Annotated in this window: 26 protein-coding genes; 6 read left to right on the top strand and 20 right to left on the bottom strand. The window is 61.7% G+C overall.

Annotation, left to right across the window (positions count from 1 at the left end; all coding sequences use genetic code 11):
- Positions 1-64: 64 nt before the first annotated feature.
- The 9 genes from H0241_RS36495 to minC all read right to left on the bottom strand — a co-directional run bounded on the left by H0241_RS36495 (position 65) and on the right by minC (position 6,165).
- Positions 65-295 (bottom strand): EamA family transporter, encoded by a 231-nt coding sequence (locus H0241_RS36495; RefSeq protein WP_456238137.1) that lies wholly within the window; start codon positions 293-295, stop codon positions 65-67.
- Entirely contained in the window at positions 250-945 is a 696-nt protein-coding gene (locus H0241_RS28830) for an EamA family transporter (RefSeq protein ID WP_407941781.1), read from the bottom strand. The genes H0241_RS36495 and H0241_RS28830 overlap by 46 nt, the downstream gene beginning before the upstream one ends.
- A 360-nt stretch (positions 946-1,305) precedes the next feature.
- Positions 1,306-1,887, bottom strand: coding sequence for a dihydrofolate reductase family protein (locus H0241_RS28825; RefSeq protein ID WP_181061165.1), 582 nt, complete (start codon positions 1,885-1,887; stop codon positions 1,306-1,308).
- 162 nt (positions 1,888-2,049) lie between these two features.
- Positions 2,050-2,811: a hypothetical protein gene (locus H0241_RS28820; RefSeq protein WP_181061164.1), complete on the bottom strand. Its 762-nt coding sequence runs from the start codon at positions 2,809-2,811 to the stop codon at positions 2,050-2,052.
- A gap of 84 nt (positions 2,812-2,895) precedes the next feature.
- On the bottom strand, positions 2,896-3,432 hold the full coding sequence (locus H0241_RS28815; protein WP_181061163.1) for an SRPBCC family protein: 537 nt from the start codon (positions 3,430-3,432) through the stop codon (positions 2,896-2,898).
- Positions 3,429-3,881 (bottom strand): ArsR/SmtB family transcription factor, encoded by a 453-nt coding sequence (locus tag H0241_RS28810; protein WP_181061162.1) that lies wholly within the window; start codon positions 3,879-3,881, stop codon positions 3,429-3,431. The genes H0241_RS28815 and H0241_RS28810 overlap by 4 nt, the downstream gene beginning before the upstream one ends.
- Positions 3,882-4,204: 323 nt before the next feature.
- Positions 4,205-4,477 carry a cell division topological specificity factor MinE gene (minE, locus tag H0241_RS28805; protein ID WP_181061161.1) on the bottom strand — a complete coding sequence of 91 codons (273 nt, stop codon included), beginning with the start codon at positions 4,475-4,477 and terminating at the stop codon, positions 4,205-4,207.
- Positions 4,474-5,289: a septum site-determining protein MinD gene (gene minD, locus H0241_RS28800; RefSeq protein ID WP_029869303.1), complete on the bottom strand. Its 816-nt coding sequence runs from the start codon at positions 5,287-5,289 to the stop codon at positions 4,474-4,476. The genes minE and minD overlap by 4 nt, the downstream gene beginning before the upstream one ends.
- Positions 5,290-5,349: 60 nt before the next feature.
- Entirely contained in the window at positions 5,350-6,165 is an 816-nt protein-coding gene (minC, locus tag H0241_RS28795; RefSeq protein ID WP_181061160.1) for a septum site-determining protein MinC, read from the bottom strand.
- A 216-nt stretch (positions 6,166-6,381) separates the two neighbouring features.
- On the opposite strand from minC, the gene H0241_RS28790 reads away from it, so the two are divergent.
- The 3 genes from H0241_RS28790 to H0241_RS28780 all read left to right on the top strand — a co-directional run bounded on the left by H0241_RS28790 (position 6,382) and on the right by H0241_RS28780 (position 8,355).
- Complete coding sequence (locus tag H0241_RS28790; RefSeq protein ID WP_181061159.1) at positions 6,382-7,092, top strand: dual OB domain-containing protein; 711 nt, start codon at positions 6,382-6,384, stop codon at positions 7,090-7,092.
- Between the two features lie 188 nt (positions 7,093-7,280).
- On the top strand, positions 7,281-7,907 hold the full coding sequence (locus H0241_RS28785; protein WP_181061158.1) for a DUF488 domain-containing protein: 627 nt from the start codon (positions 7,281-7,283) through the stop codon (positions 7,905-7,907).
- A 1-nt stretch (position 7,908) separates the two neighbouring features.
- Positions 7,909-8,355: a DUF488 domain-containing protein gene (locus tag H0241_RS28780; protein WP_210285115.1), complete on the top strand. Its 447-nt coding sequence runs from the start codon at positions 7,909-7,911 to the stop codon at positions 8,353-8,355.
- Between the two features lie 133 nt (positions 8,356-8,488).
- Here H0241_RS28780 and H0241_RS28775 read toward each other — a convergent pair whose 3' ends face one another.
- Positions 8,489-9,544 (bottom strand): DUF4917 family protein, encoded by a 1,056-nt coding sequence (locus tag H0241_RS28775; protein WP_181061157.1) that lies wholly within the window; start codon positions 9,542-9,544, stop codon positions 8,489-8,491.
- A gap of 332 nt (positions 9,545-9,876) precedes the next feature.
- On the opposite strand from H0241_RS28775, the gene H0241_RS36490 reads away from it, so the two are divergent.
- The 3 genes from H0241_RS36490 to H0241_RS28760 all read left to right on the top strand — a co-directional run bounded on the left by H0241_RS36490 (position 9,877) and on the right by H0241_RS28760 (position 12,744).
- Positions 9,877-10,125, top strand: a complete 249-nt coding sequence (locus tag H0241_RS36490) for a DUF2971 domain-containing protein (protein WP_181061156.1) — start codon at positions 9,877-9,879, stop codon at positions 10,123-10,125.
- Positions 10,126-10,311: 186 nt separating this feature from the next.
- The gene (locus H0241_RS28765) at positions 10,312-10,842 is read left to right on the top strand and encodes a FecR domain-containing protein (RefSeq protein WP_181061155.1); all 531 of its coding nucleotides are present in this window, start codon (positions 10,312-10,314) and stop codon (positions 10,840-10,842) included.
- 33 nt (positions 10,843-10,875) lie between these two features.
- On the top strand, positions 10,876-12,744 hold the full coding sequence (locus H0241_RS28760) for a CHASE2 domain-containing protein (protein ID WP_181061175.1): 1,869 nt from the start codon (positions 10,876-10,878) through the stop codon (positions 12,742-12,744).
- A 212-nt stretch (positions 12,745-12,956) separates the two neighbouring features.
- On the opposite strand, the gene H0241_RS28755 is transcribed toward H0241_RS28760, so the two are convergent.
- The 10 genes from H0241_RS28755 to H0241_RS28710 all read right to left on the bottom strand — a co-directional run bounded on the left by H0241_RS28755 (position 12,957) and on the right by H0241_RS28710 (position 22,745).
- On the bottom strand, positions 12,957-13,274 hold the full coding sequence (locus tag H0241_RS28755) for a DUF2934 domain-containing protein (RefSeq protein WP_181061154.1): 318 nt from the start codon (positions 13,272-13,274) through the stop codon (positions 12,957-12,959).
- A 106-nt stretch (positions 13,275-13,380) separates the two neighbouring features.
- On the bottom strand, positions 13,381-13,983 hold the full coding sequence (locus H0241_RS28750) for a BA14K family protein (RefSeq protein ID WP_181061153.1): 603 nt from the start codon (positions 13,981-13,983) through the stop codon (positions 13,381-13,383).
- Positions 13,984-14,057: 74 nt separating this feature from the next.
- Complete coding sequence (locus H0241_RS28745; RefSeq protein ID WP_181061152.1) at positions 14,058-14,597, bottom strand: DoxX family protein; 540 nt, start codon at positions 14,595-14,597, stop codon at positions 14,058-14,060.
- Between the two features lie 257 nt (positions 14,598-14,854).
- On the bottom strand, positions 14,855-15,334 hold the full coding sequence (locus H0241_RS28740; protein WP_181061151.1) for a tetratricopeptide repeat protein: 480 nt from the start codon (positions 15,332-15,334) through the stop codon (positions 14,855-14,857).
- Between the two features lie 31 nt (positions 15,335-15,365).
- Positions 15,366-16,337, bottom strand: a complete 972-nt coding sequence (locus H0241_RS28735) for an MBL fold metallo-hydrolase (RefSeq protein WP_181061150.1) — start codon at positions 16,335-16,337, stop codon at positions 15,366-15,368.
- Between the two features lie 113 nt (positions 16,338-16,450).
- The gene (locus H0241_RS28730) at positions 16,451-16,693 is read right to left on the bottom strand and encodes a DUF680 domain-containing protein (RefSeq protein WP_181061149.1); all 243 of its coding nucleotides are present in this window, start codon (positions 16,691-16,693) and stop codon (positions 16,451-16,453) included.
- 250 nt (positions 16,694-16,943) lie between these two features.
- The gene (locus H0241_RS28725; RefSeq protein WP_181061148.1) at positions 16,944-17,342 is read right to left on the bottom strand and encodes a helix-turn-helix domain-containing protein; all 399 of its coding nucleotides are present in this window, start codon (positions 17,340-17,342) and stop codon (positions 16,944-16,946) included.
- Entirely contained in the window at positions 17,342-17,638 is a 297-nt protein-coding gene (locus tag H0241_RS28720; protein WP_181061147.1) for a type II toxin-antitoxin system HigB family toxin, read from the bottom strand. The genes H0241_RS28725 and H0241_RS28720 overlap by 1 nt, the downstream gene beginning before the upstream one ends.
- A gap of 80 nt (positions 17,639-17,718) precedes the next feature.
- A complete protein-coding gene (gene metH / locus H0241_RS28715; protein WP_181061146.1) occupies positions 17,719-21,528 on the bottom strand; it encodes a methionine synthase in 3,810 nt (1,269 codons plus the stop codon).
- A gap of 116 nt (positions 21,529-21,644) precedes the next feature.
- On the bottom strand, positions 21,645-22,745 hold the full coding sequence (locus tag H0241_RS28710) for a KamA family radical SAM protein (protein ID WP_181061145.1): 1,101 nt from the start codon (positions 22,743-22,745) through the stop codon (positions 21,645-21,647).
- Positions 22,746-22,805 lie beyond the last annotated feature (60 nt).

Below are 22,805 nucleotides of genomic sequence, written 5' to 3'. Positions count from 1 at the left end.
CGCCAGTCAGCAGGTATAGCGAAAATTCACGCGTCGGGCAGGTAGTCGTCTCGGCTGCAGGCAACTATTCCGGTGACGGCACCGGCGGCTTGGTGGTCAGCGCTGCGCCGAAGGCGGCGACGACCACGGCGGCGATGCCCGCGCATTGCAGCGGGCTCAGGATTTCGTGCAGGAACAGAAAGCCGGCCAGCGCGCCCAGCGCCGGCTCCAGGCAGGTCAGCGTGCCGTAGAGCCTGGCCGGCATGCGGGTCAACGCCTCCATCTCCAGCCAGAACGGCAAGGCGCTGGAAAACAGCCCGACCAGCAGCGCGCTGACCAGGATCGAAGGGCGATGAGGTTCGCGCCTGCCTCGGCGATGCCGAACGGCAGGGCGATAGCGGCCGCGATGATCAGCCCGTAAGCGGTTGTCTCGCTGCCGAGTTCGGCGCCGGCCTTCTGCGCAAAGACGATGTAGAGCGCCCAGCAGCCGCCGGCGGCCAGCGCCAGCATCACGCCGATCGGGTCGAGCGCACTGCCGGAGTGGATGAAGGGCGACAGAAGCACGATGCCGGCGACGGCCAGCGCCACCCAGACAAAGTCGGCGGCGCGCCGCGACGACAGCGTCGCCACCAAGAGCGGACCGGAGAATTCGAGCGCCACCGCGACGCCGAGCGGGATTCTGGCGAGTGCTGCATAAAACAAAAGGTTCAACGCCGCGAGGTTCACGCCATAGGCGATGAGCCAGGGCAGCACAGCACGCGACGGCCGCACCCGCCACGGCCTCAGCGCCACCGCCAGCATCAGCGCGCCGACGACCAGCCGCAGCGCCGTGGTGCCGTTGGCGCCGATCAGCGGAAACAGGCCCTTGGCGAAGGTGGCGCCGATCTGGATCGACACCATGGCGCCTAGCAGCGCGCCAATCGGCAAGCTCTTCGCTTCGGCTGCGGCGATTGGCGTCGACGTCAATTCAAGTCCCTCCCGCAACGACGCGGCCAGCGCGTCCCTGCGCAGTCCCGAGATAGGAGCAACGGGCCTGGCTGTCGTGTGGCACGGCCGGGTCGCTGTCGTGTGGCACGAGCGAGCTGTTGATGGGGCGCAACGCTATTTCCTCTCCCCCGTCGATCGGGGGAGAGGTGTCGAGCGAAGCTCGACGGAGTGGGGGTCGACCGTTCATCACATCCGCCTGATTGCCTGCTTGCCGGAGATTTCGCGCTCGCTTCGTCGCACCTATTTTGCGGCGACCGTGGGTTTCATGAGCGCCTTCCCCCACTCCGTCGCCGCTTCGCGGCGCCACCTCTCCCCCCTCCGGAGGGAGAGGAAAAGAAGCTAGTTCGCGATCCCATACACCAGGCTCACCCGTCCATCCGAAAGCGCCTCGGCCTTGCGCAGTTCCAGTCTGTGCCGGGCGTGCACCGTGCCAAACAGCGCCTTGCCGTCGCCGGCGAGCAGCGGATAGACGATGAGCCGCATCTCATCGACCAGCCCGGCCTCGATCAGGCTGGCGGTGATGCGGGCGCCGCCCATGAGGTAGATGTCCTTGCCGGGCTCGCGCTTCAGCGCCGCGATGTCGTCGAGGCTGCGGAGGAAGCGCGTCGAGGCCCAGGCTGCCGAAGTCATGGTGTTCGACAGCACATAATGCGGGGTCTTGGCGGCAAAGCGCGCCCATTCGAGTTCGGCCGGGTCGACCAGTTTGCCGGTCATCGGCAGCGGCTGGTCCGGCTCGTTCTGCTGGATCGCGCTCCAGTAGCGCTCGTAGCCGGCATACATGACGCCGCCAAGCAGGCAGGCGTCGATCTCGGACATCAGGCCGTATTCCTCCGACCAGTTGTCGACCCAGTCGGCGAACCCCTCGGGTCCTTCCATCTTGCCGTCGATGGAGATCTTCATTCCGGTGATCAATTTACGCATGACTTCCTCCTTCAGGCTTGCGGGACGCAAGCACGTTGCTTCGTTTCATCTGCGGTGAATGCGAGCCTCCATGGTCGAATGCCGGAGGCTGCGCGGTCGTTCAGGGATGGCCGGTTCGCCACCATCCCGTTGCATTGTCCCCGTGGCGTGGGGACGTGGCGGTCAGTGTTGGTCCATATCCATCTGGCCGGTCAGGCAAAGGACATCGCGATAGGCGCAGAGATCATCGAGAAGCGGCTTTTCGTCGGCCAGTATTTTCGCCTTCTCCGTCTCGCCCACCATCTGGATCATGTAGCTCTGCTCGGCGTTCCCCAGCCTGTCGATGAACGGGTTGAGAAGGCTGGAGGGATTGGCGAGGTCTGGAGCGGCGCCGATGTCCTCATTGGTGATACCAGCGGCGTAGAACATCAGATGCGGCATCGGCATGGTGTGGACCTGCATGTCGGGCGGCCCGATCGTGCGCATGACGGGACCGACCATGTAGGACAGGCCTGCTTTGTCGGGCGTCTTGTAGGTCTTGTCGTCGTATCGCTTCTGGATTTCGGCCTTCAGCGCGGCAGCGTCCATGCCCTCGGCGCGAAGCTTGGCCGCATCCATGATGACCTTCAAATAGGTGCTGGTGCCGGCGGCGTCGTAGCAAAGCGGAAAATAGATGTCGTTGCGGAAGTCGCCCAGTTCCCAGGCGGTGCGCTCGACAATACAGGTCAGGGCACTCGTACCCTGCCGGGCAAGCTGGTAGCCCTTCGCGGGGTCGAGCAGATAGACGGTTGCTTTATCCCGCAAGGCCGGCGGCAAGGCGCTGAGCGCATAACGGGTTTCGAGCTGGGCCGGCATCTGGTCGATGGTCATGTCCGCCGCCTGGGCTGCCGACAGGCCGACAAAACCGACGGCCATGGCCAGGGCGACTTTTCTGAATGCAAGCATTGTTTCTCTCCAAAGTTGGGACGTGTTTTTCCGGCCCTCGCGCCGCCATGCGGCGCGAGGTCAGGTGGAAATGCGTACGTTGTGTCAGGCCGGCAGGCGCTGGTCATAGTCCGTCATGAGACGGCTCCAGCCGTCCCAGAACGGCTCCGGCTTTTCGCCCGTCACACGGGCCGCCAGGATGTCGAGATGCATGTGCCAGCCGGCGGCATGCATCATCAGGCTCGAACGATCCGGCAGGCGGCGGTGGACCAGGGTAAGCAGGACGTCGTCGCCGCGCTGCGCCAATTCGAACGTGACATTGCCGCTGCCGTTCCAGGAGATGGTGAGCTTGCGCGGTGGGTCGCACTCGACGATCTGGTTGTGCATCCTCTGCTCGCCGCTGCCGAAGCCGGCCGGCCTCTCGCCCGGCGGGTCGGTCAGTTCGTAATTGCGCCAGACCAGCTCGAAAGAAGAACCCTCCTCCAAATCCATGTCGCCGGCCGCCAGCCACTGGCGGCGCAGGTCGCTCTGCGTCAGGTATTCCCAGACGCGCTCCCTGGTTCCCGGCAACAGCCGTTCGATCCTCAAGGTGGCCGGCTGGATCAACTGGGCGTAGCCGTCGAAGCTTGTCATCTGGTTCATTGGTCGTCTCCTTCGGATGGTGTTGGCCTGGGTGATTCTGGCTGGGGTGATGGCTTGGACGGTTCCGGCTTGGCTGGATTTGCCGGCTCCGGCGTTGTCTGCGTTGTCGACGTTTTGCGCCCCGCCTCCTCGCGCAAAAGCTGTTCGAGGACATCGAGGCGGCTGTTCCAGAAACGCGCGTAGGAGCCGAGCCACTCATAGGCGGTGGCCAGCGGGCGGGCCTCGAGGCGGCAGACATGGGTACGGCCGCGCACTTCGCGACGGATCAGCCCGGCATGCTCCAGCGCCTTGATGTGCTTGGAGGCTGCGGCCAGCGACATGGCAAAGGGTTCGGCCAGCTGACTCACCGTGCGCTCGCCGCCGGCGAGGCTATGAAGCATATGCCGGCGCGTGGTGTCGCTAAGGGCGTGAAAAACCTGGTCCATCTGGGGCGTCTCTAATTCAACCATGTAGTTGAATATAGAGGCGCGGTTTCAGATAGTCAACTGTTTGGTTGAATGTTTTTTGGGAGTTCATAAGCTTGGGTTCCTCGCCCCCACGAAGGTGGGGGAGAGGTGGCGCGGCGAAGCCGCGACGGAGAGGGGGAATGGCTCGGCCTTGAATGAATACAGAGGGAACCCGCCAGCGCCGCGGCCCCCTCTCCGTCCGCTTCGCGGACACCTCTCCCCGCTTTGCGGGGGCGAGGAAACCAAGACGGCGGAGGTCCGCGCAGACCCCCACCCCGATCCGCTTTGCGGATCGACCCTCCCCACAAGGGGGAGGGTAAAGCCCCTCACCCCGCCATTGCCAGCGGCATCGGGCTCTTGTTGGGGATCTGAATATCAATCTCCAGCGTCGACATGGTCTCGCCGCGGTCCATCGAGACCTGGAGATAATCCTGGTCGATCTGCACATGCTTGGCGATGACCGCCATGATCTCCTCGCGCAGGATGGAGACGAGGTCGGGCTGGCTGCGGTTGCGGCGCTCATAGGCGAGCAGCACTTGCAGCCGTTCGCGCGCCACCGGCGCGCTGGTGCGCCGCTTGAAGATGTCGAGCAGGTTCATGCCGCCCTCCTTCCCAGCAGACGGTCGAGGAAGCCCTTTCGTTCGAAGGGAACAATGACCGGCAGTTGTTCGCCCTCGAGCCGCTTTGCGGCATCGATGTAAGCCTTGGCGGCGGCATTGAGCGGCTCCGACAATGTCACCGGCGAACCGAGGTTGGAGGCGCGCAGCACATCCTGGCTCTCCGGAATGATGCCGAGCAGCGGCGTCGAGAGAATCTCCAGCACGTCGTCGATCGACAGCATTTCGCCGCGCGCGGCGCGCGCCGCATCGTAGCGCGTGACCAGCACATGCTTGGCGATCTGCTCGCCCTGTTCGGCGCGCAAAGTGCGGGCGTCGAGCAGGCCGATGATGCGATCGGAATCGCGCACCGACGACACTTCCGGATTGGTGACGATGACCGCCTCGTCGGCAAAGCGCATGGCGAGCTGGGCGCCGCGCTCGATGCCTGCCGGGCTGTCGCAGAAGACATAGTCGAAGACCGAGCGCAGCTTGCCGATGACTTCTGCCACCCCCTCCTCGGTCAGCGCATCCTTGTCGCGCGTCTGCGAGGCCGGCAGCAGGAACAGCGTCTCGACCCGCTTGTCGCGGATCAGCGCCTGCGACAGCTTTGCCGAGCCCTGGATGACGTTGACGAGGTCGAACACGACGCGCCGCTCGGCGCCCATGATCAGGTCGAGGTTGCGCAAGCCGACGTCGAAATCGACCAGCGCCACCTTCTTGCCGGTCTTGGCGACCGCCGCCCCCAGAGCCGCGGTCGAGGTCGTCTTGCCGACGCCCCCCTTGCCCGAGGTGACCACCACTACCTTGCCCATCAATAAAGCCTCCGTTGTTGTTCGTTATGTCGTTGTCGGGCGCGAGCAGCGCCCGCCGCATTAGCTGAAAGGGGCGATGCGCAGCATGCCGTTGTCGAGAAATGCCTGCACAGGCTTGCCCCGGACTGACGGGTCCATCTCCTCGGCGGTGCAATACCAGCCATCCACCGAGAGAAGCTCGGCCTCGTTCCTGCGGCAGAAGACGCGGGCGGCCGTATTGCCCTGCGCACCTGCCGAAGCGCGGCCGCGCAGCGTGCCATAGACATGGATCGAGCCGGTGGCGACGATCTCGGAACCGGAAGCGACCGAGCCTAGTACGATGACATCGCCATGCGGATGGAAGATGAGCTGTCCCGAACGGATCGGCGAGCGGATCATCAACGTGCCGGCGTCCGGTGCGCCGGACTTGGCGTCCTGAGGCCTTGCCTCGCCCGCCGCCTTCAAATCGCCCGCCTTCAAATCCGCCTTCGCATCACTTGCCGGCTTCATGTCGCTAGCCGTTGTCGCATCCTCCGCCCTGCCCGCCTTGCGGCTCGGCTGCAGCAACCCGTCAGTGGTCGCCTCCTTGGCGCCGACCAGCACCGGCGGCAGATGCGCGCCCAGTTCGGCGCCGCCGTCGAGCTCGATGGCATAGACGCGGATGCCGCGCTGGCCGAGCACGCCGACCAGCGCTTCGATGGCCACGACATCGGGCTTCAGCACGTTCAGGTCGAGCACCACCGGGCGCCCGGCAAAGTAACCCGGCGAATTGCCGACCCAGCGATCGAGGCTCTCCAGCCAGACATCCAAAGGCGCCTCCGGCGTCAGCGTGAAAGCGACGAAGGAGCGGGCGCGAAAGCGAATGGATTTGGCCTCAACGGGGGCGGCAAAGGTCACGGCGGGCGATTCCTTACTGAGAGGTAAACGCTAGCCGTGGTATGGTTAATGAAAGGTTAACGGAGAGGCTCAGCTGCGTTGAGAGTCGAACGCCTCGCGGTAGAGCCGCCAGGCCTGCCCAAAGCGCAGCGTATTTCAATCCCCAGGCTCTTGAATTCACAGCTGCCAATGCTCAAATATTTACCAAATTCTTCGAGGGCGATAGGGAGGCTTTTCTTGGCGAGGTACAACATCGGCATTACGGACGTGACGTGTTACGGCGATCTATACTGCGTTGCGGGATGGGATGTCGACGATGACTGCATGGTGCGCCCAGAACCAGCAGTCGCCAACCCGGCGGTTGAGCCCTCTCGGTTCTGGAACGCTCGGTTTGCCGGTCCCGGAACGATTTTTTCCGTTGGAAATATTGTGTCTCTCGATGCTTCAAAACCACCTAAGACTTTTCCGTTTCCACATGCGACGGAGGATCGCCTTGTCACCGGTGGAAGCCAACTATCTGTAGTCAAGAGTTTGACCGATGCTAAACTAGCTAAGGCGGTGGCTGGCAGCGTTTCCTGTTCGCTGCAGGACATATTTGACGGTCATTTGGTGCGCGCTAGCAGCGGCAAAGCGTACGTACCTGCGAACATCAAAACGAACTCGTTGGGGGCGATCGAGATCCACCCCAGTCAGATTGCATTTTATGAAGAAGTAACGCCAGCAGGGAAACGACGGCTACGCGCGACAATCGATCAAGATGGCGTGGAATATGACCTTTCGGTACCAGCTGACCTCGCTCGCACTCGGTTTCTGACTGCGGGCGTTGCGGCACTTCAATCTGATGCGGAAGCATGCGATTTAGTCCATGTCCGTGTGGGGCTTTGTCGACCTTTTCAAGCAATGCCCAACGCTTGCTATGCTCAAGTTAACGGAGTCCTCTTCCTCTAGACGGGTCGACTTCCTACGTCAGGGATGCGGCGGAAAGGTAGCAAAGCCTGTGCTAGAGCCAATGCTGGCCGCTTTGGCCCAGGGTGGCCTGCCATCTCGGTGTGGAGTAATCTACCGTTACATGGCAGGACGTAGTCGTTTGTGGAGATCGTAATGGGCGACTCTTCGAAACATAACGAGGCTTAGATTTGGCAAATAGGGCTATTGAGGTGCTCACAATTGGGCATTCGACGCTTCCATACGAGCGTTTTCTCGCGCTGTTACGCCAAGCGTCGGTTACGGCGATCGCGGATGTAAGGACCGCGCCTTTCTCGAGGCACTTTCCTCATTTTAATCGAGATGTATTGTGCGAGGAATTGCGTCAGGACAAAGTCGCATACGTCTTCCTAGGTGCGGAGCTCGGCGGCCGACCGAAGGACACGCAATTCTTCTGCGATGGTGTGGCCGACTACGAAAAAATGGCTGAAACGGACGATTTTGCTCGCGGACTTGACCGAGTTATTAAAGGTGCAAAAAAGTTCCGCATCGCTCTGATGTGCTCTGAGCACGACCCAATGGATTGCCATCGTTGCCTCTTGGTCGGACGGGCGCTGCACGAACGCGGAATCATCGTCCGGCACATCCTAAGCAGCGGGCAACTCGTCGACCATAACCAGATAGAGGCCAGGCTGATGGAGATGTCCGGCAAAAGTGATATCGACCTCTTCGAACCTCCCGCGAAGCAAATCGCGTCGGCGTATCGCGATCGAGCCACGAAAGTTGCGTTCTCTGAGCGGAAGGACAATTCAAAAAAATCGGCGATAGTGGAGCAATAATTTGGACGACATTAACGTCGCGACAATCGGATTCACAAAATCAACGGCATCTCGCTTTTTCGATAGGTTGAAAAGCGCTGGTGTAAAAAAAGTCATTGATGTTCGTTTGCACAATACATCGCAACTTTCAGGCTTTGCGAAATCGGATGATCTTTCATACTTCTTAAACAAGATTTGTCAAATAAGCTACATACACCAACCAATCTTGGCACCTACAGATGATATTTTGAAGGAATTTAAGCGCGACAAAGGTGATTGGAAAATATACGAAATATCTTTCATAAATCTTATGCGGCAGCGAAAGATCGAGCAACGCCTAACGCCAGAGATGTTTCAGGATAGCTGTTTACTTTGTTCGGAGGACAAACCGCACCATTGCCACCGGCGACTCGTCTGTGAATATCTCAACTCCAAATGGGACGGCGCGCTAAAAGTTCGCCATCTGTAACTGTAATCAACCGCCCCATGCTTTGGGCACATAAAGCCCCACATCCTCTACGAGGAACGACGCACAAGCATACGTTTCGGCCTTCATTTAGGTTCTCAGGACTAACCTATTCAAATCATCCGTTGAACCGAGCTTATCCCCACACCTTGGCGGAGGCCGCGTCATAAAACTCTACCTTGAGCGGAGATGATGGCTTTCGCATAGCCGACAAAGCGTTCGCCCGCGCTATAACCTGCCGGTTGCCTTCTGAGACCATTTCACCAAACAGACTTATATAAAGCTTGGGGAAACGACCTGCGCCGATCCGCCTTAGTATATGGTCATCGTTTTCCGCCAATGAATGACCATGAATGAAGAAGCAAACTTTGGGCTGCTGGACATTAGCTACCAATTGCTTGAAGCCCTGGTAAAGGTATGCGTTGTGGCGTATCTTTGCCTTCTTCTGTCCGCTGGTGCCCTCCGCCACGAAAAGTGGAAATTTGTTGCTGCCAATGGCACTGCGGGCTTGGTCCACTAGCCGGGTATTCGTTCGGACCCAAGTGTATTTTTGGAGATCAGTGCCCGCATCAAACAGATGGAGGGCGCCGTGCAAGAAGTGCACCTTGGCACTGTGGGCGGCCGTTTCGCCTTGCCAAACTACATAGTCTGCGCCGGGGTCGTCTTCGTCATTGCCGAACCCATCATTAGTCACAATGGGAACTGGGCGCGTACCAAACGGATTGTCCTCATGCATAAGAGCCCAGTACAGAAGCAAGTCGTAGTTCAAGGTGAATATTTGCCCGTCGTTTGGACCAAGAAAATGACGAAGGAAGGTTCTGCAAGCCCAAAACTTGAGGTCCGGAATATCTGCCGGGATATCCGGGTGATTTGCAGCGATCGTCTCAACAAGAATTTCTTTAAGGGCCGCTGAATCGGTCAGCATTGCTGCCGCGGAAGAGGCGGAGGTTCCATAAATGGGTGCAAGTTTGGCGCCGGTTTCCAGACTTCGAATTGCAACTTCAAAATCTTGGGTTCCCAATGCTTGAAACACCTTTGGAAGCTGGGGGTACGTCGAGAAATCAGCTCTCTGAAACAGGGAGCCGTAGTGAAAGATGTCAGGCCTGAGTGCAATGCTGAAGCCGTTTCCAAGAATCAGATGGCGCTTCGAAAACTGTGCTGAATCATTGATTGCGTCTTGAAAAGACAGCATATTCCCCCCTAAATTTTCAACAACGCTCCGGGGATTCTTATGCCTGCGACCATAGAAACATACGCCCCGCCTTCTCTATTATACTGCTTTCGAAAGGTTGGCGACTCAGCCAACCTTAAAAGCGCAACCATGCTTAGCGAGGTCGGCTGTATAGTCGAAGGCAAATTCTGGTGCGGCGAATACCATAACCTAAACGATGCGATGGACGGGTTGTACGAGGTTGGTGATGGAGTACGTGGACACCCTCAATGGGAAACGGCGAGGACATTAATCCGCAACAGGAAAGCCTCTGTTGGCATTGCTTGGTTCAGCGAGGTTTGGATTAGGCTCTAATGTGGGCACACTACGGCGACTCGTTTTTCGAAATCTGCATTGAAGACGATTTTCAATTACTTCGCCAAACGCTACCAGATGGAAATAGTTTTTCTCGCGTTAGTTACGCAGATCGATTGCTCGACATGGGCAGCAATCTTCAGGATCCTCGCAAGTTAGCAAAGTGGATTCTTTCAACCAAGCACCATCGCTGGGCTTATGAACGAGAATGGCGTCTATTTCTCCCGTGCCAAGGCCTTGTCGATTAGGATCCCGGTGCAATTAATCGTATAATTTTGAGCCCTTAACGCAGGAGCAGCTTGTCGTGTTACGATGCCGGTCGGCATCCCTCAAGCCAACGCGGCTGCAAGTGCCGGCTCGTGAACCAAACATGCGGGCAGGCTGACGGCAGAAGATTTTCCTGCCTCAGGGCTTCGCAAAGTAAGGAGACGTCGATGAGCGCAAGGGGCCGATTTTTCCGTAGTCTGGTGGCTGTCCTGTTTGCCGGTGTCTTCTGGGTGGGTGCCGCCCATGCGCAGGATGCAGGGTGTACCTTCGAGCCTGTGCCCAGTACGTCCCGACAGATTCTGAGATGTCGGGAAGGCCTTGCCGTCATTGTGGAAGGTGGCGCTCGTTTTACGCTGGAGGATCGCGATCGAAACGGCAGTCCCGACGCGGTCAGGTTGCGGCGCAAAGCGCTGCTGCTCGATGCTCCGGCCGGTGCGGTCCAGGGTGGCTTCGCGGTTGTCACCCCGCAGGCGATCGCCGCGGTGCGAGGCACAAAATGGACAGTCGACGTTGGCAATGGCAAGACGTCTGTTTTCGTCCTGAGGGGTCGCGTCGCCGTGCAAAGACCGGCATCCACCGCCGTCGTGGTCCTCGCACCGGGCGATGGCGTGGACGTCGAGGCCGGGACCGGCAAACTCATCGTCAAGCACTGGCCCGCCAAGCGCGTTTCCGCATTGCTGGCCCGTTTCGGCCAGTGAGCTTGGCCAGTGAGCTTGCCCAATGAGCTTGCAATGAGCCGACGAGGGCTTCCGACGCTGATCGCGCTCATTCTGGCGGGTCTTTGGGGCGCCGGCCTGGGCTTCGCGCACTGGCGCGGCAATTTGTGGTTTCTCGATCGCGTCGAGGCAACGATGACCGATCTTCGAACGCTTGTTCGAGGAACGGCAAAGCCGCCGGAGCTGATCACCATTGTCGCAATAGACGATGAAACAGTGCGGCGCGAGGGCAGCTATCCCCTCAGCCGCGCCACGCTTGCCCGAATCATCGATACGATAGAGCCGCTTGGGCCGAAAGCCATTGCGCTCGACCTGCTGCTGGTCGACCCCGGGGCAAAAGACACTGACGAGGCGCTCGCGCGTTCGCTGAGCAGGAGTAGAAGCGTAATCGCCGCAGCGGCGATCTACCCCGGAGGCAAACAATGGACGCTGGCCGTGGGCGAAGGACCCCTCGCCCGCGTGCCGAATGCCGAGCGGTTCCTGTGGCCCCTGAAAGCGTTTTCGGACGCCGCCGCTGTGGGCGTCGTGAACGTGGTCACCGACAGGACGGGAACGCCCCGGTTCGTGCCGTTGCTGTTTCGGGCCGGAGATCAGTTGCAAGCGTCCTTCTGCTTGCGTGTTGCCGCCATGGCGGCGGGAGAGGACCCTGGAATTGCGCCCGATGATCTATCGCTGGACGGACGGTCGATCCGTACGGACATTGGTCACATCCTGCCTCTTACATTCTATGGCCCGCGCGGCACGATCCGCACGATCAGCGCCGCGACCGTGCTGGAGGGCCAATTCGATCCCGGCGCTATCCGGGGTCGAATTGTCTTGATAGGAGCGACCGCAACCGGCACCGGCGATGTCTTCCCGACGCCGTTCGATCCCATACTGCCGGGTGTCGAGGTCATGTCGACGGCGATTGCCCATCTGATGGCCGGCGACGGAATCGTGCGCGACCAGAACGTTCGACTTGCAGACGCGGGCTTTGCAGTGGCGCTGCCCATGCTTCTTGTCGGCCTGTTAGCGTGGCGCCGAAACGCCATCGGCCTCGCGGCGGTCGCCGGCGTGATCCTGATCTGGTTCGTGGTCAACATGACCGCTTTCCTGCACCATATCTGGCTGAGCGCCGCGCTGCCGATGACCGCTGCCGTTCCGCCGGCAATCCTGTTTGGGGCCGCGCAGCTTTGGCTGGGCAGGAGCCGGGCCCAATATTTCGCCACGCAGAGCCAATTGCTTCAACGCGTTGAAGCCCCAGGACTGGGGGCATGGCTCGCCAAGCATGGCGACTTCCTCTCGGAACCCGTCCGGACAGATGCCGCCATCCTGTTCATCGACCTGTCCGGCTTCACCGGACTGAGTGAAACATTGGGACCGAGCGCCACGCGCGAACTCCTGAACAATTTTCACGCGCTGGTGGACGAAGAAGTGACAAGCTGCGGTGGCGTTGTCACGAGTTTCATGGGTGACGGCGCCATGATCCTGTTCGGCCTACCGGAACCGGCGACAGACGACGCCTCCAATGCTGCCCGCTGTTGTGCCGGGCTCTCCAGCCGCACCAACGATTGGCTCGCCTCGTTGCCTGCCTCGACCGCATCCCGGATCGGCTTCAAGATTGGAGCGCATTATGGAACAATCGTGGCCTCTCGACTCGGCGGCGAAGGGCGTCAGCACATCGCGGCCATCGGCGACACCGTCAACGTTGCAAGTCGCTTGATGGAGATCGCTGCCGACCAGAAAGCCGAAGTGGCGGTGAGTGACGAAATGCTTGCTGTCGCCGGTCGCGACTGCGCGTTGTTCAAATCCGGTGCTTTAAGAGGACCTGTGGAGACACAGATCCGTGGGCGATCCGGCTCGCTCGCAATCTGGTTTTGGCAGAGTGCGCGGGCGCCGCAGTAGATCCGGCCCGGCGATCAATGGCGCGCCTCGCCAGCACAGATACACCCGGCGCAGCAGCGGATCAACGAGTGCGCGCGGCACTAAACGCAGCATGAATCCTGAAGCCCAATGAGTTCCGGCACGCCGTGTCTGCTAGACCGAAAAACTTACGCTCACACCGCGCTGACGGAAGTAAGCCTGCAGCAGCTTTCGGCCCGCACCTAGGTCCCCGATCAAGACGCCCGCCGCCGCTTCGCCTTGAGGCTACGCGCCGCCTGCTCAATCGCGGCGCGGTCGGTGCCAAGCCTGTCCATCAACTCCTGCGCCTCGTCGCCCGAGATGCCGGTGCGCACGGCCAGTTCCTCGACCGTCAGCACGTCGGCGCTGGCGATCTCGCGCGGCAGCGCGTCGTCGGCGGTCAGCGGCAGGGCGGCTTCGCGGTCGATCTCGGCCTCGGCCCGATGCCAGTGATGCTCGGGGTCGCCGCCGCCTTCACGCTGCCAGATCTGGTATGTGCGCTTCTGGATCTTCTCATGCCGGTCGTCTTCCATGGTTGTTCCTCCTCTGGGCTTCGAGGCCGATCCGAACGATCCCAGAAATCGCCCGGTCGCAATCGCTCGCGGCGCCCCCTTCGTCACGCGGGCTCGCCAGCCCGCGCTACTCGCATTGCCGTCTCGGCTCGCCGGAATATGGCTGGTAGCTGTTGTCTTCCGGACGGTACGAGCGATAGCGGCTGAAGCAGGAGGCGACATGGTCCGCGTCGCCGCCGGTGACCGCGTAGGCGCCCAGCCCCGCGCCCTCGACATAGCTTGCCTCGGCGGCTCGCGGCGCGGCGCGGTCGGCGGCGAGATAGGGCGAGACGCAGGTGCGCTGCTGTCCGCTATAAGACATGTAGCTGTTGTCATCGGGATCATAGGAGCGGTAGCGGTTGGCGCACCAGGCGAGATGCGGCGGCGGCAGTTCGGCCGGCGCGATGGCGCCGGTGACGGTGGGATCGGGCTGCGGCTTAACCCGGCCCTGGGCCGGCTCCTTGGCGGCGATGTCGGCATGCGCGGGCTGCCCGGCCGGCACACGTTCGAGGTATTGCGCCGCCTTGTTCACCGGCCGCGCTTTCCGGGTCCACAGCTCCGCCACGCTGACGGCGGGCCTTGCCTCGCGCGCAGGCTTGGCGGCAAGTAGCCAGGCTGCGAAGACCAGCCCGCTGCCGAACACCGCAAGGGTCAGCACGAAGCCGCCGACCAATCCCAAAACCGCTTTCACTCGACACTCCTTCCGTCCCTGCTAATAGAATGCGGGACATCAAGGCTTGTTCCAGAAAAGCACGCGCGACGGGCCTACGGTCTGGCCGACCCACAAACCGGCAGCGTCACCCGCACCGTCATATTGTTCTCCGCAGCCAGAAGTGCTGCCACCATTTCCTTGTCGCGCTGGCGCTTTTGCAAATAACACGTCACCAGCCGGTCCAGCGAGAACGCGCCGGCGCCTGATATGGCCAGCACGAACATGCCGCCTGATATGGCCAGGTCCTTTTCGAAATGCAGCAGTTCGTTCTGGCTGGCGAGGTTGGTGTGGAAGAGCGTGGCAGTCGCCAGGCAGAACAGGCCGAGGCCGATGGCGCCGAGGCGGGTCAGCAGGCCGGATGCAATGCTGAGCCCAGCGCCGAGTTGCAGCGCGAGCGTGGCGATGAGCAGCGGCAGACTGATGCCTTGGGTTGCCATCGCCTTGGCGGCGGCGTCGAAATGGGTGGCCAGCGTCAGGCCTTCGTGCAGGAAGAGCACGGACAGCAGCAGGCGGGCGGCGAGCAGGGTGATGTCCTTGAGGTGGTATTTTGCGGCGAGCGTGTGCAGCTTCGCGGCTTGGTCGGTCAGGGTCATGGTCAGGCTCCGGATTTTGGGTGCAGGCATGCGCCGCGCTCCGGGTGGGCCACGCAGGAACTGCGCTGGACGTGGGTGATGTCTGAGGGGCTGGAGCCGGCTCGAGGGAAGCTTGCCGGCTCCGGCTTTTTGGGCGCCGGCCACGGACGCCCAAGCTGTGATGGGCTGGGGTAGCGCCAAGGCCCCCCACTCCGTCTCGGCTTTGCCGAGCCACCTCTCCCCCGCTTTGCGGGGGGAGAGGAAAGGCGCGCCGAGCCTTACTGCGTAACCTTGGTGTCGATGGCCTTTTGCAGGTCTTCGAGTTCCTCGCAGCCGGCGGGACACAGCTTCTGCAGAAACGCCAGTTGCTCGTTGGCCTTGGCCATGTCGCCGGTCTCGACATAGAGCTCGCCCAGATATTCGCGAGCGGCCTTGTGATCGGGCTTCAGCTCCAGCGCCTTGTTGTAGTAGGTCAGCGCGGTGGTGAAATCGCCGGTCTTGCGCAGCGTGAAGCCGAGCAGATTGTAGACGTCGGCCTGCTGGTTGTCCTGCGCGAGGTCGCGCAAATCGGCCAATGCGCCCTTGTAGTCCTTGACGGCGATCTTGGCCCGGACGGCGGTGAGGTCGGGGGCGTCGGTGCCCTCGATGTCGTCGACCGCATAGGCCGGCATGATGGTGGCCACGGGAACCACGGTCAGCACGGCAATGGCGCCGAGCAGGCCGAACAGGGCGTTTCTGCCCAGACAGGATTGTCTCATTGTCTTTCTCGCTTTGGTTGGCAGCGCGTGCTCAGATTTGAACCGGCGTAAAGCCGTAGGCGTTGCCGTCCTTGTCGAAGACACCGGTGCCGGGGAACGGGAAGTGCGAACCGGAAATGCGGATGTTGTCGGCGATCACCCGGTCGATGATCTTGTGGCGTGTGGCGATCGCCGTCGGCCCGTCCTGGTCGTAGCTGCCCTGCCACTCCGGATGCGGCGCCAGAAGGGCCGGCACATACATGGTGTCGGCCGAGATCATCAGCTGTTCCTTGCCGGAATTTGCGAGGTAGACCGAGTGGCCCGGCGTGTGGCCGGGCGCGGCGATGATCTGGATGCCGGGCACGACCTCGGCGCCGTCATCGACCAGCTTCCAGTTCTTCCATTTCGGAAAATTTTCGGCGATGCGCTTGCCCGCCGGCTTGCGTCCCTCGGGCAGTTTTCCTAGCCGGCTCGGGTCGGTCCACCAATTGTATTCGGTGGCGTTGACGATCAGCTCGGCATTGGGGAACACCGGCGCGTTGGTGCCCTTTTCCATCAGGCCCCAGACATGGTCGGGGTGGAAATGCGAGATCATGATGGTGTCGATCGCCTTGTAGTCGATGCCCGCGGCAGCCATGTTGGCCGGCAGATGCGTGGCGTTGGTCTGCCACTGGCCGACGCCCGAGCCGGCATCCATCATGATCAACTTGCCGTTCATCTTGAGCACGACGACGGTGAGCGGGATGGGCATGAACTCGGTGGTCAGCCCCGCCTTGGCGAGCGCGGCCTTGGTGTCGTCGACCGACACGTCCTTGATGAAGGCCGGGTCATGCGGCTTGCGCCAAATGCCGTCATAGATGGCGGTGACCTCGATATCGCCGACCTTGTATTTGTAGAAGCCGACCGACGGCTCGACGGGCGTTTCGGCAAAGGCCGGGCGACTGAATTCAAGCTTACCTGCGAGGCCGAAGGCGGTCGCGGCGAGCGTGGTTCCAAGCAGTGTGCGACGTGTCATGCTGAACATGGTGATTTCCTCTTGTGAGTGGTGTCTGAAGTCGCGGAAGAGATGACGATGAGCGCTGGCTCTCCGTCCTGATGAGGCGGGCGCCGCCGGATCCGGCGCCGGCGCTCGTGAACTCAGCGGCCCCAGATGCCGTCCCGGTTATGTTGGTCAATGATGTCCTGCACCGAGCCCTGCTTCGGCCCGGTCGTCACCTTGGTGTCGACGCCGTCCTGCTGCGCTGTGTAGGGAATTGACGCCGTCGCATTGGTGTCGACGGCAGGCTGGTTTGCGTTGTTGGTGCCGAAGTGGTCGCTGCCGGCAAAGGCAGCGCTCGAGGCAAGCAGCATCGCTGCCACGCTGAAAGCGAGCTTGGTCATGTCCAAAATCCCTTGTTTCGTTTCTGGGTCGCGGGCCGGAATGGCCCCGCTGATAACAAGACCCGCAAGGGCCGTGCTTTATTCCCTGGTGCGGTGAGATTTTTTTGGACGGGGAGAAACCAACAAAGAGCCGCGTGCCGGACTTGCCCGGTGGCCTCGATCCACCGATGGCGCCAGTTCATCTGGCGCCGCCCTTGAACTTGTTGCCGTCCCGTTCGCTCGTGGTCAGGCTGCTGAATGGCAAAATGCGCTAAGCGCGCTTGCGTTCCTTGTCCTTCGCAAGGTGGTAGGGCCGCACAAGAACTTCCGCGGGAATGTGCCATTCCCTGTTGAGCTTGAAGACCATATCCATGGTGAGGGCACGCTTTCGGCTCAGCACTTCGCTCGCGCGAGGCGATGACCCGATTACGTCAGCCAAGGCCTTACGCGAGAGCTTGAACAGTTCCATGTGTGAACGAATGGCTTCGACAGGATCCGGCGCTTCAATTGGGTAGTGCTTGTCCTCATACGCCTCGATCAGGGTCGCGAGAACATCGAAGCGGTCACCATCGGCAGAACCCACCTCGGGCTCGTTCTCAAAATATCTGGTGATCTCGGAAATCGCCCAATCGTAATCGGCTTCGGTTTTAATGGGTCGAATGTTTTCCATCACACCTTCTCCGGATCAATCTTGTCGTATTCCTTGTGCGTCCCGACGAATTTGATCAGGACACGATGAAACTTGTAGGCGACATGGACGATCAAGCGGTACTTGTTGCCGCCTATGTCGAAAATGACCCGATTGTCGCCGACGAAATCAACCGTTGCGCCAAACGCAACCTTGATGTCGGCAGGGGTCTTCCAGTCAGCCTTGTCGACAGTCACGTACCACGCAGTCAAAGGCGCTTCTGCCTGATTGTGCTTGGCCCAGAAGTCCCTCAGCGCCTTCTTGGCAATGACCTGCATAGCTCGATATAGGATATTCCCATATTGGGAACAAGCAGAATTTTCCCAATACGGGAAAATTCCCGACCGGGGTGCAAGCGCTATTCCGCCGCCTCGGCATAGTGCTGAGGCACATAGTTGAGGATCGGGCCGAGCCAGCGCTCGACCTCGGCCAGCGGCATGGCCTTGCGGCGCGAATAGTCCTCGACCTGGTCGCGCTCGACCTTGGCGACGCCGAAATAATAGCTTTCGGGATGTGCGAGATAGATGCCGGACACCGACGAGCCCGGCCACATCGCATAACTTTCCGTCAGGCTGACGCCGGCGTTGCCCTCACCGTCGAGCAGCCGAAACAGCGTCGCCTTTTCGGTATGGTCGGGCTGCGCGGGATAGCCGGGCGCCGGCCGGATGCCGCGATAGGGTTCGCCGATCAGTTCGTCGGGCGCCAGATTCTCGTCGGCCGCATAGCCCCAGAAGTCCTTGCGCACCTTCTCGTGCATGCGTTCGGCGAAGGCTTCGGCGAAACGGTCGGCCAGCGCCTTGACCATGATCGAGGAGTAATCGTCATTGGCGCGCTCGAAACGCTCGGCGATCGCCACTTCCTCGATCCCCGCGGTGACGATGAAGCCGCCGATGTAATCGGGCTTGCCGATGTCCGCAGGCGCGACGAAATCGGACAGCGCGACATTGGCCTTGCCGTCGCGCTTGGTCAGCTGCTGGCGCAGCGTGAAGAAGGTCGCCAGCTCCTGCGAGCGTGCCTCGTCCGTGAACAGCCTGATGTCATCGCCGACCGCATTGGCCGGCCAGAAGCCGATAACGCCGCGCGGCGCGAACCACTTTTCCGCGATGATCTTCTCCAGCATCGCCTGCGCATCCTCGAACAGCTGGCGCGCTGCCGGCCCCTGCGCCTCGTCCTCGAGGATCTTGGGGTAGCGGCCCTTCAGCTCCCAGGTCTGGAAGAACGGCGTCCAGTCGATGTAGCGCGCGAGGTCCGTCAGGTCCCAGTTCTCGAACACTTTCACGCCGGTGAAAGATGGCTTCGGCGGCTGGTAGGCGGACCAATCGACCTTGTGCGCATTGGCCCTCGCCTTGGCCAGCGGCAGCCGCTGCTTGTCGGCTTCCGAGCGGGCATGCGCGTCGGCGACCTTTTTGTACTCGGCCCGCACCGTGTCGACATAGTCGGCCTTGCCGTCGTTCGACAGCAGCGCCGAGACCACGCCGACCGCGCGGCTGGCGTCGGTGACATAAACCGTCTGTCCCTTGGAATAGCGCGGGTGGATCTTCACCGCCGTGTGCACGCGGCTGGTCGTCGCGCCGCCAATCAGCAACGGGATGTCGAAACCTTCGCGCTCCATCTCGGCGGCCATGTGCACCATCTCGTCCAGCGACGGCGTGATCAGGCCGGACAGGCCGATGATGTCGACTTGTCTCTCGCGCGCCGTCTGCAGGATCTTGGCCGCCGGCACCATGACGCCGAGATCGATGATCTCGTAATTGTTGCAGGCCAGCACGACGCCGACGATGTTCTTGCCGATGTCGTGGACATCGCCCTTCACCGTCGCCATCAGGATTTTTCCCGCCGTCTGGCGCTCGCCATTGTCGATGCCATTGGCGGCGTTGGCCAGCTTCTCGGCCTCCATATGCGGCAGCAATCCGGCCACCGCCTGCTTCATTACCCGCGCCGACTTCACCACTTGCGGCAGGAACATTTTTCCCGCGCCGAACAGGTCGCCGACGACATTCATGCCGGCCATCAGCGGACCTTCGATGACATGCAGCGGACGCTCGGCGGCGAGCCGCGCCTCGTCGGTGTCGGCGTCGATGAATTCGGTGATGCCGTTGACCAGCGCATGGGAAATCCGCTGCTCGACCGGCAGCTCGCGCCAGGCGAGGTCGCGCTCCTTGCCCTCCTTGCCGGCGGCGCCCTTGAAGCGCTCGGCGATCTCCAGCATGCGCTCGGTGGCGGTGCCGCCGGCCTTGGGCACGCGGTTGAGCACGACGTCCTCACAGGCCTCGCGCAGCTCCGGCTCGATCGTGTCGTAGACGGCGAGCTGGCCGGCGTTGACGATGCCCATGTCCATGCCGCGCTGGATGGCGTGGTAAAGGAACACCGCGTGCATGGCCTCGCGCACCGGCTCGTTGCCCCTGAACGAGAAGGACAGGTTCGACACGCCGCCTGAGATATGGACATGCGGCAGCGTCGAGGTGATCTCGCCGGTGGCCTCGATGAAGTCGACGCCATAATTGTCGTGCTCCTCGATGCCGGTGGCGACCGCGAAGACATTGGGGTCGAAGATGATGTCTTCGGGCGGGAAGCCCGCCTGTTCGGTGAGCAGCTTGTAGGCGCGGGTGCAGATCTCGACCTTGCGCGCCTTGGTGTCGGCCTGGCCGGCCTCGTCGAAAGCCATGACGACCACGGCCGCGCCATAGGCGCGCACCAGTTTCGCGTGATGCAGGAAGGCTTCCTCGCCTTCCTTCATCGAGATGGAATTGACCAGCGGCTTGCCCTGCACGCATTTCAGGCCGGCCTCGATGATCTCCCATTTCGAACTGTCGACCATGACCGGAACGCGGGCGATGTCCGGCTCGGCCGCGATCAGGTTGAGATACTCGACCATCGCCTTTTTCGAATCGATCAGGCCTTCATCCATGTTGATGTCGATGATCTGCGCGCCATTGGCGACCTGATCGCGGGCCACGTCGAGGGCGGGAACATAGTCGCCCGCCGTGATCAGCTTCCTGAACTTGGCCGATCCGGTGACATTGGTGCGCTCGCCGACATTGACGAAGGGGATCTCGTCGGTCAGCGTGAACGGCTCCAGCCCGGACAGCCGCATCTTGCGTTCGATCTTGGGGATGGCGCGCGGTGGATACTTTTTCACGGCTTCGGCGATTGCGCGGATGTGGTCGGGCGTCGAGCCGCAACAGCCGCCAACGACATTGACCAGCCCTTCCCTGGCAAAATCCTCGATCTGCGCGGCCATGAATTCCGGGCTCTCGTCATAGCGGCCGAATTCATTGGGCAGGCCGGCATTCGGATAGGCGCAGACGAACGTGTCGGCGGTATCAGATATTTCGGCCAGATGCGCGCGCATGGCGTTGGCGCCGAGCGCGCAGTTGAGGCCGATGGTGAAGGGGCTGGCATGACGCACCGAATGCCAGAAGGCGGTCGGCGTCTGACCCGACAAAGTGCGGCCGGAGAGATCGGTGATGGTGCCGGAAATCATCACCGGCAGATGCACGTCCTTCTCGAGAAAAATCTCGTTGCAGGCGAAGATCGCCGCCTTGGCATTCAGCGTGTCGAAGATGGTTTCGATCAGGATGATGTCGGCGCCGCCATCGATCAGCCCGCGCAGCTGCTCGCCATAGGCCAGGCGCAATTCGTCGAAGGTGACGGCGCGATAGCCGGGATTGTTGACGTCGGGCGACATCGAGGCGGTGCGGTTGGTCGGCCCGAGCGCGCCGGCGACGAAGCGGCGCTTGCCGTCTTCCTGCTGCGCCCGGATGGCGGCGCGCCGCACCAGCCGCGCACCGTCGCGGTTCAGCGCATAGACCGCGTCCTCCATGCCGTAATCGGCCTGGGCGATCGAGGTCGAGGAGAAGGTGTTGGTTTCGAGGATGTCGGCGCCGGCGATGGCATACTGATAGTGAATTTCCTCGATCGCTTTCGGCTGGGTCAGGATCAAGAGATCGTTGTTGCCTTGCTGGTGACAGGCACAGCCGGCGAAAGCCTCGCCGCGAAAATGCTCCTCGTCGAAACCGAGACCCTGGATCTGCGTGCCCATGGCGCCATCGAGGATGAGGATGCGCTCGCGCGCGGCCGCGGTGAGCGCCGCAAGCACTTCGGAGCCGTCGGGCTTGGCCGCGACGGGGCCGAACAATGCGTCCAGCGATGCAGAATTCTGCGACATTTTTTATCCTTGCGCGACAAATTTCACATAAGGATATCTTTATGTCAATATACGGAATGCGAACGGTGCTGTCACGGCTGACGGCGTCGACAGCAAACTAAGGCTACGCCTTCCTACTACCCCACCACTTCCCGATACACCCTCACCTCGCCATCCTGGCCGCGAATGCGCCAGTCCCGCCCGTCCTGCCCCTCGATATGGCATGGGCCCAGCGGCACCTTGCCGCCGCCTTCCGGCAGGTCAAGCACATAGACGGGATTGCAGATGCCCGACAGGCGGGCGCGCAGCGCGCCGGCCAGTGCCTGTCCCTCGGCAATGGTGGTGCGCCGATGCGCCATGCCGCGCGCGAGGTCGCCATGGTGCAGGTAATAGGGTTTAACGCCGAGCCGATACATCAGCTCGCGGCAGAGTTCCTCCAGCACTTCCACCGTGTCGTTGACGCCCTTGAGCAGGACGCTCTGGTTGAGCAGCACGAAGCCGGCCTGGCGCATGGTGCGACAGGCCAATTCGGTGGCCGGCGTGATCTCGCGTGCGTGGTTGAAATGGGTGACGACGGTGACCATCAGCCGGCCCTGCAAGGCACCAACCAGCCCCGGCGTGATGCGGGAGGGCAGTACGACAGGCACGCGCGTGTGGATGCGCAAAAGCCTGACATGCGCGATCGTCTCGATGCGGGCGCGGATTTCGGCCAGCGCCTTGTCCGGCAGCGACAGCGGATCGCCGCCGGTCAGGATCACCTCGCGGATTTCGGTGTGGGCATCGATATAGGCAAAGGCCTCTTCCAATGCTTCTCGCGTATAACCGCGCCCGATCGACGTCAGGGACTCCTTGCGGAAGCAGAAACGGCAATAGACCGCGCATTGGTAAGTCGGGAACAACAGCACGCGGTCGGCGTGGCGATGCGTCAGTCGCGGCACGGGGCTGAAATGATGGTCGGCGATCGGATCGTCGAGCTCGCCTTCCGTTTCCACCAGTTCATCCGGCGACGGAATGACCTGCGCCCGGATGGGATCGGCGGGATCGTTCCAGTCGATCAGGTCGAGATAGGCTTTGGGGGCACGCACCTTGTGCCGCGTAGCCCCCTCTTGCGCCGCCGAGCGTTCAGCAGGCGACAGCGGCAGCGAGGCGAGATCGCGGACGTGGCGGACGCCGGCGCGGACGTCGTCTTGCCAGGCGGTGTCGGCATTGGCGGCTTTGAGATTGGTGTCTGTGGTCATCGGGGTCTCGGAGGGCAGCAATTTGGGCGAGCTATCAAGCGTATGGCCGGTGAGGTCAAT

This window comes from Mesorhizobium neociceri (assembly GCF_013520985.1).
Classification (GTDB): Bacteria; Pseudomonadota; Alphaproteobacteria; order Rhizobiales; family Rhizobiaceae; genus Mesorhizobium; species Mesorhizobium neociceri.
The sequence above is the reverse complement of the archived record's forward strand: the minus strand, read 5'-3'. Positions and strand labels throughout refer to the sequence as shown.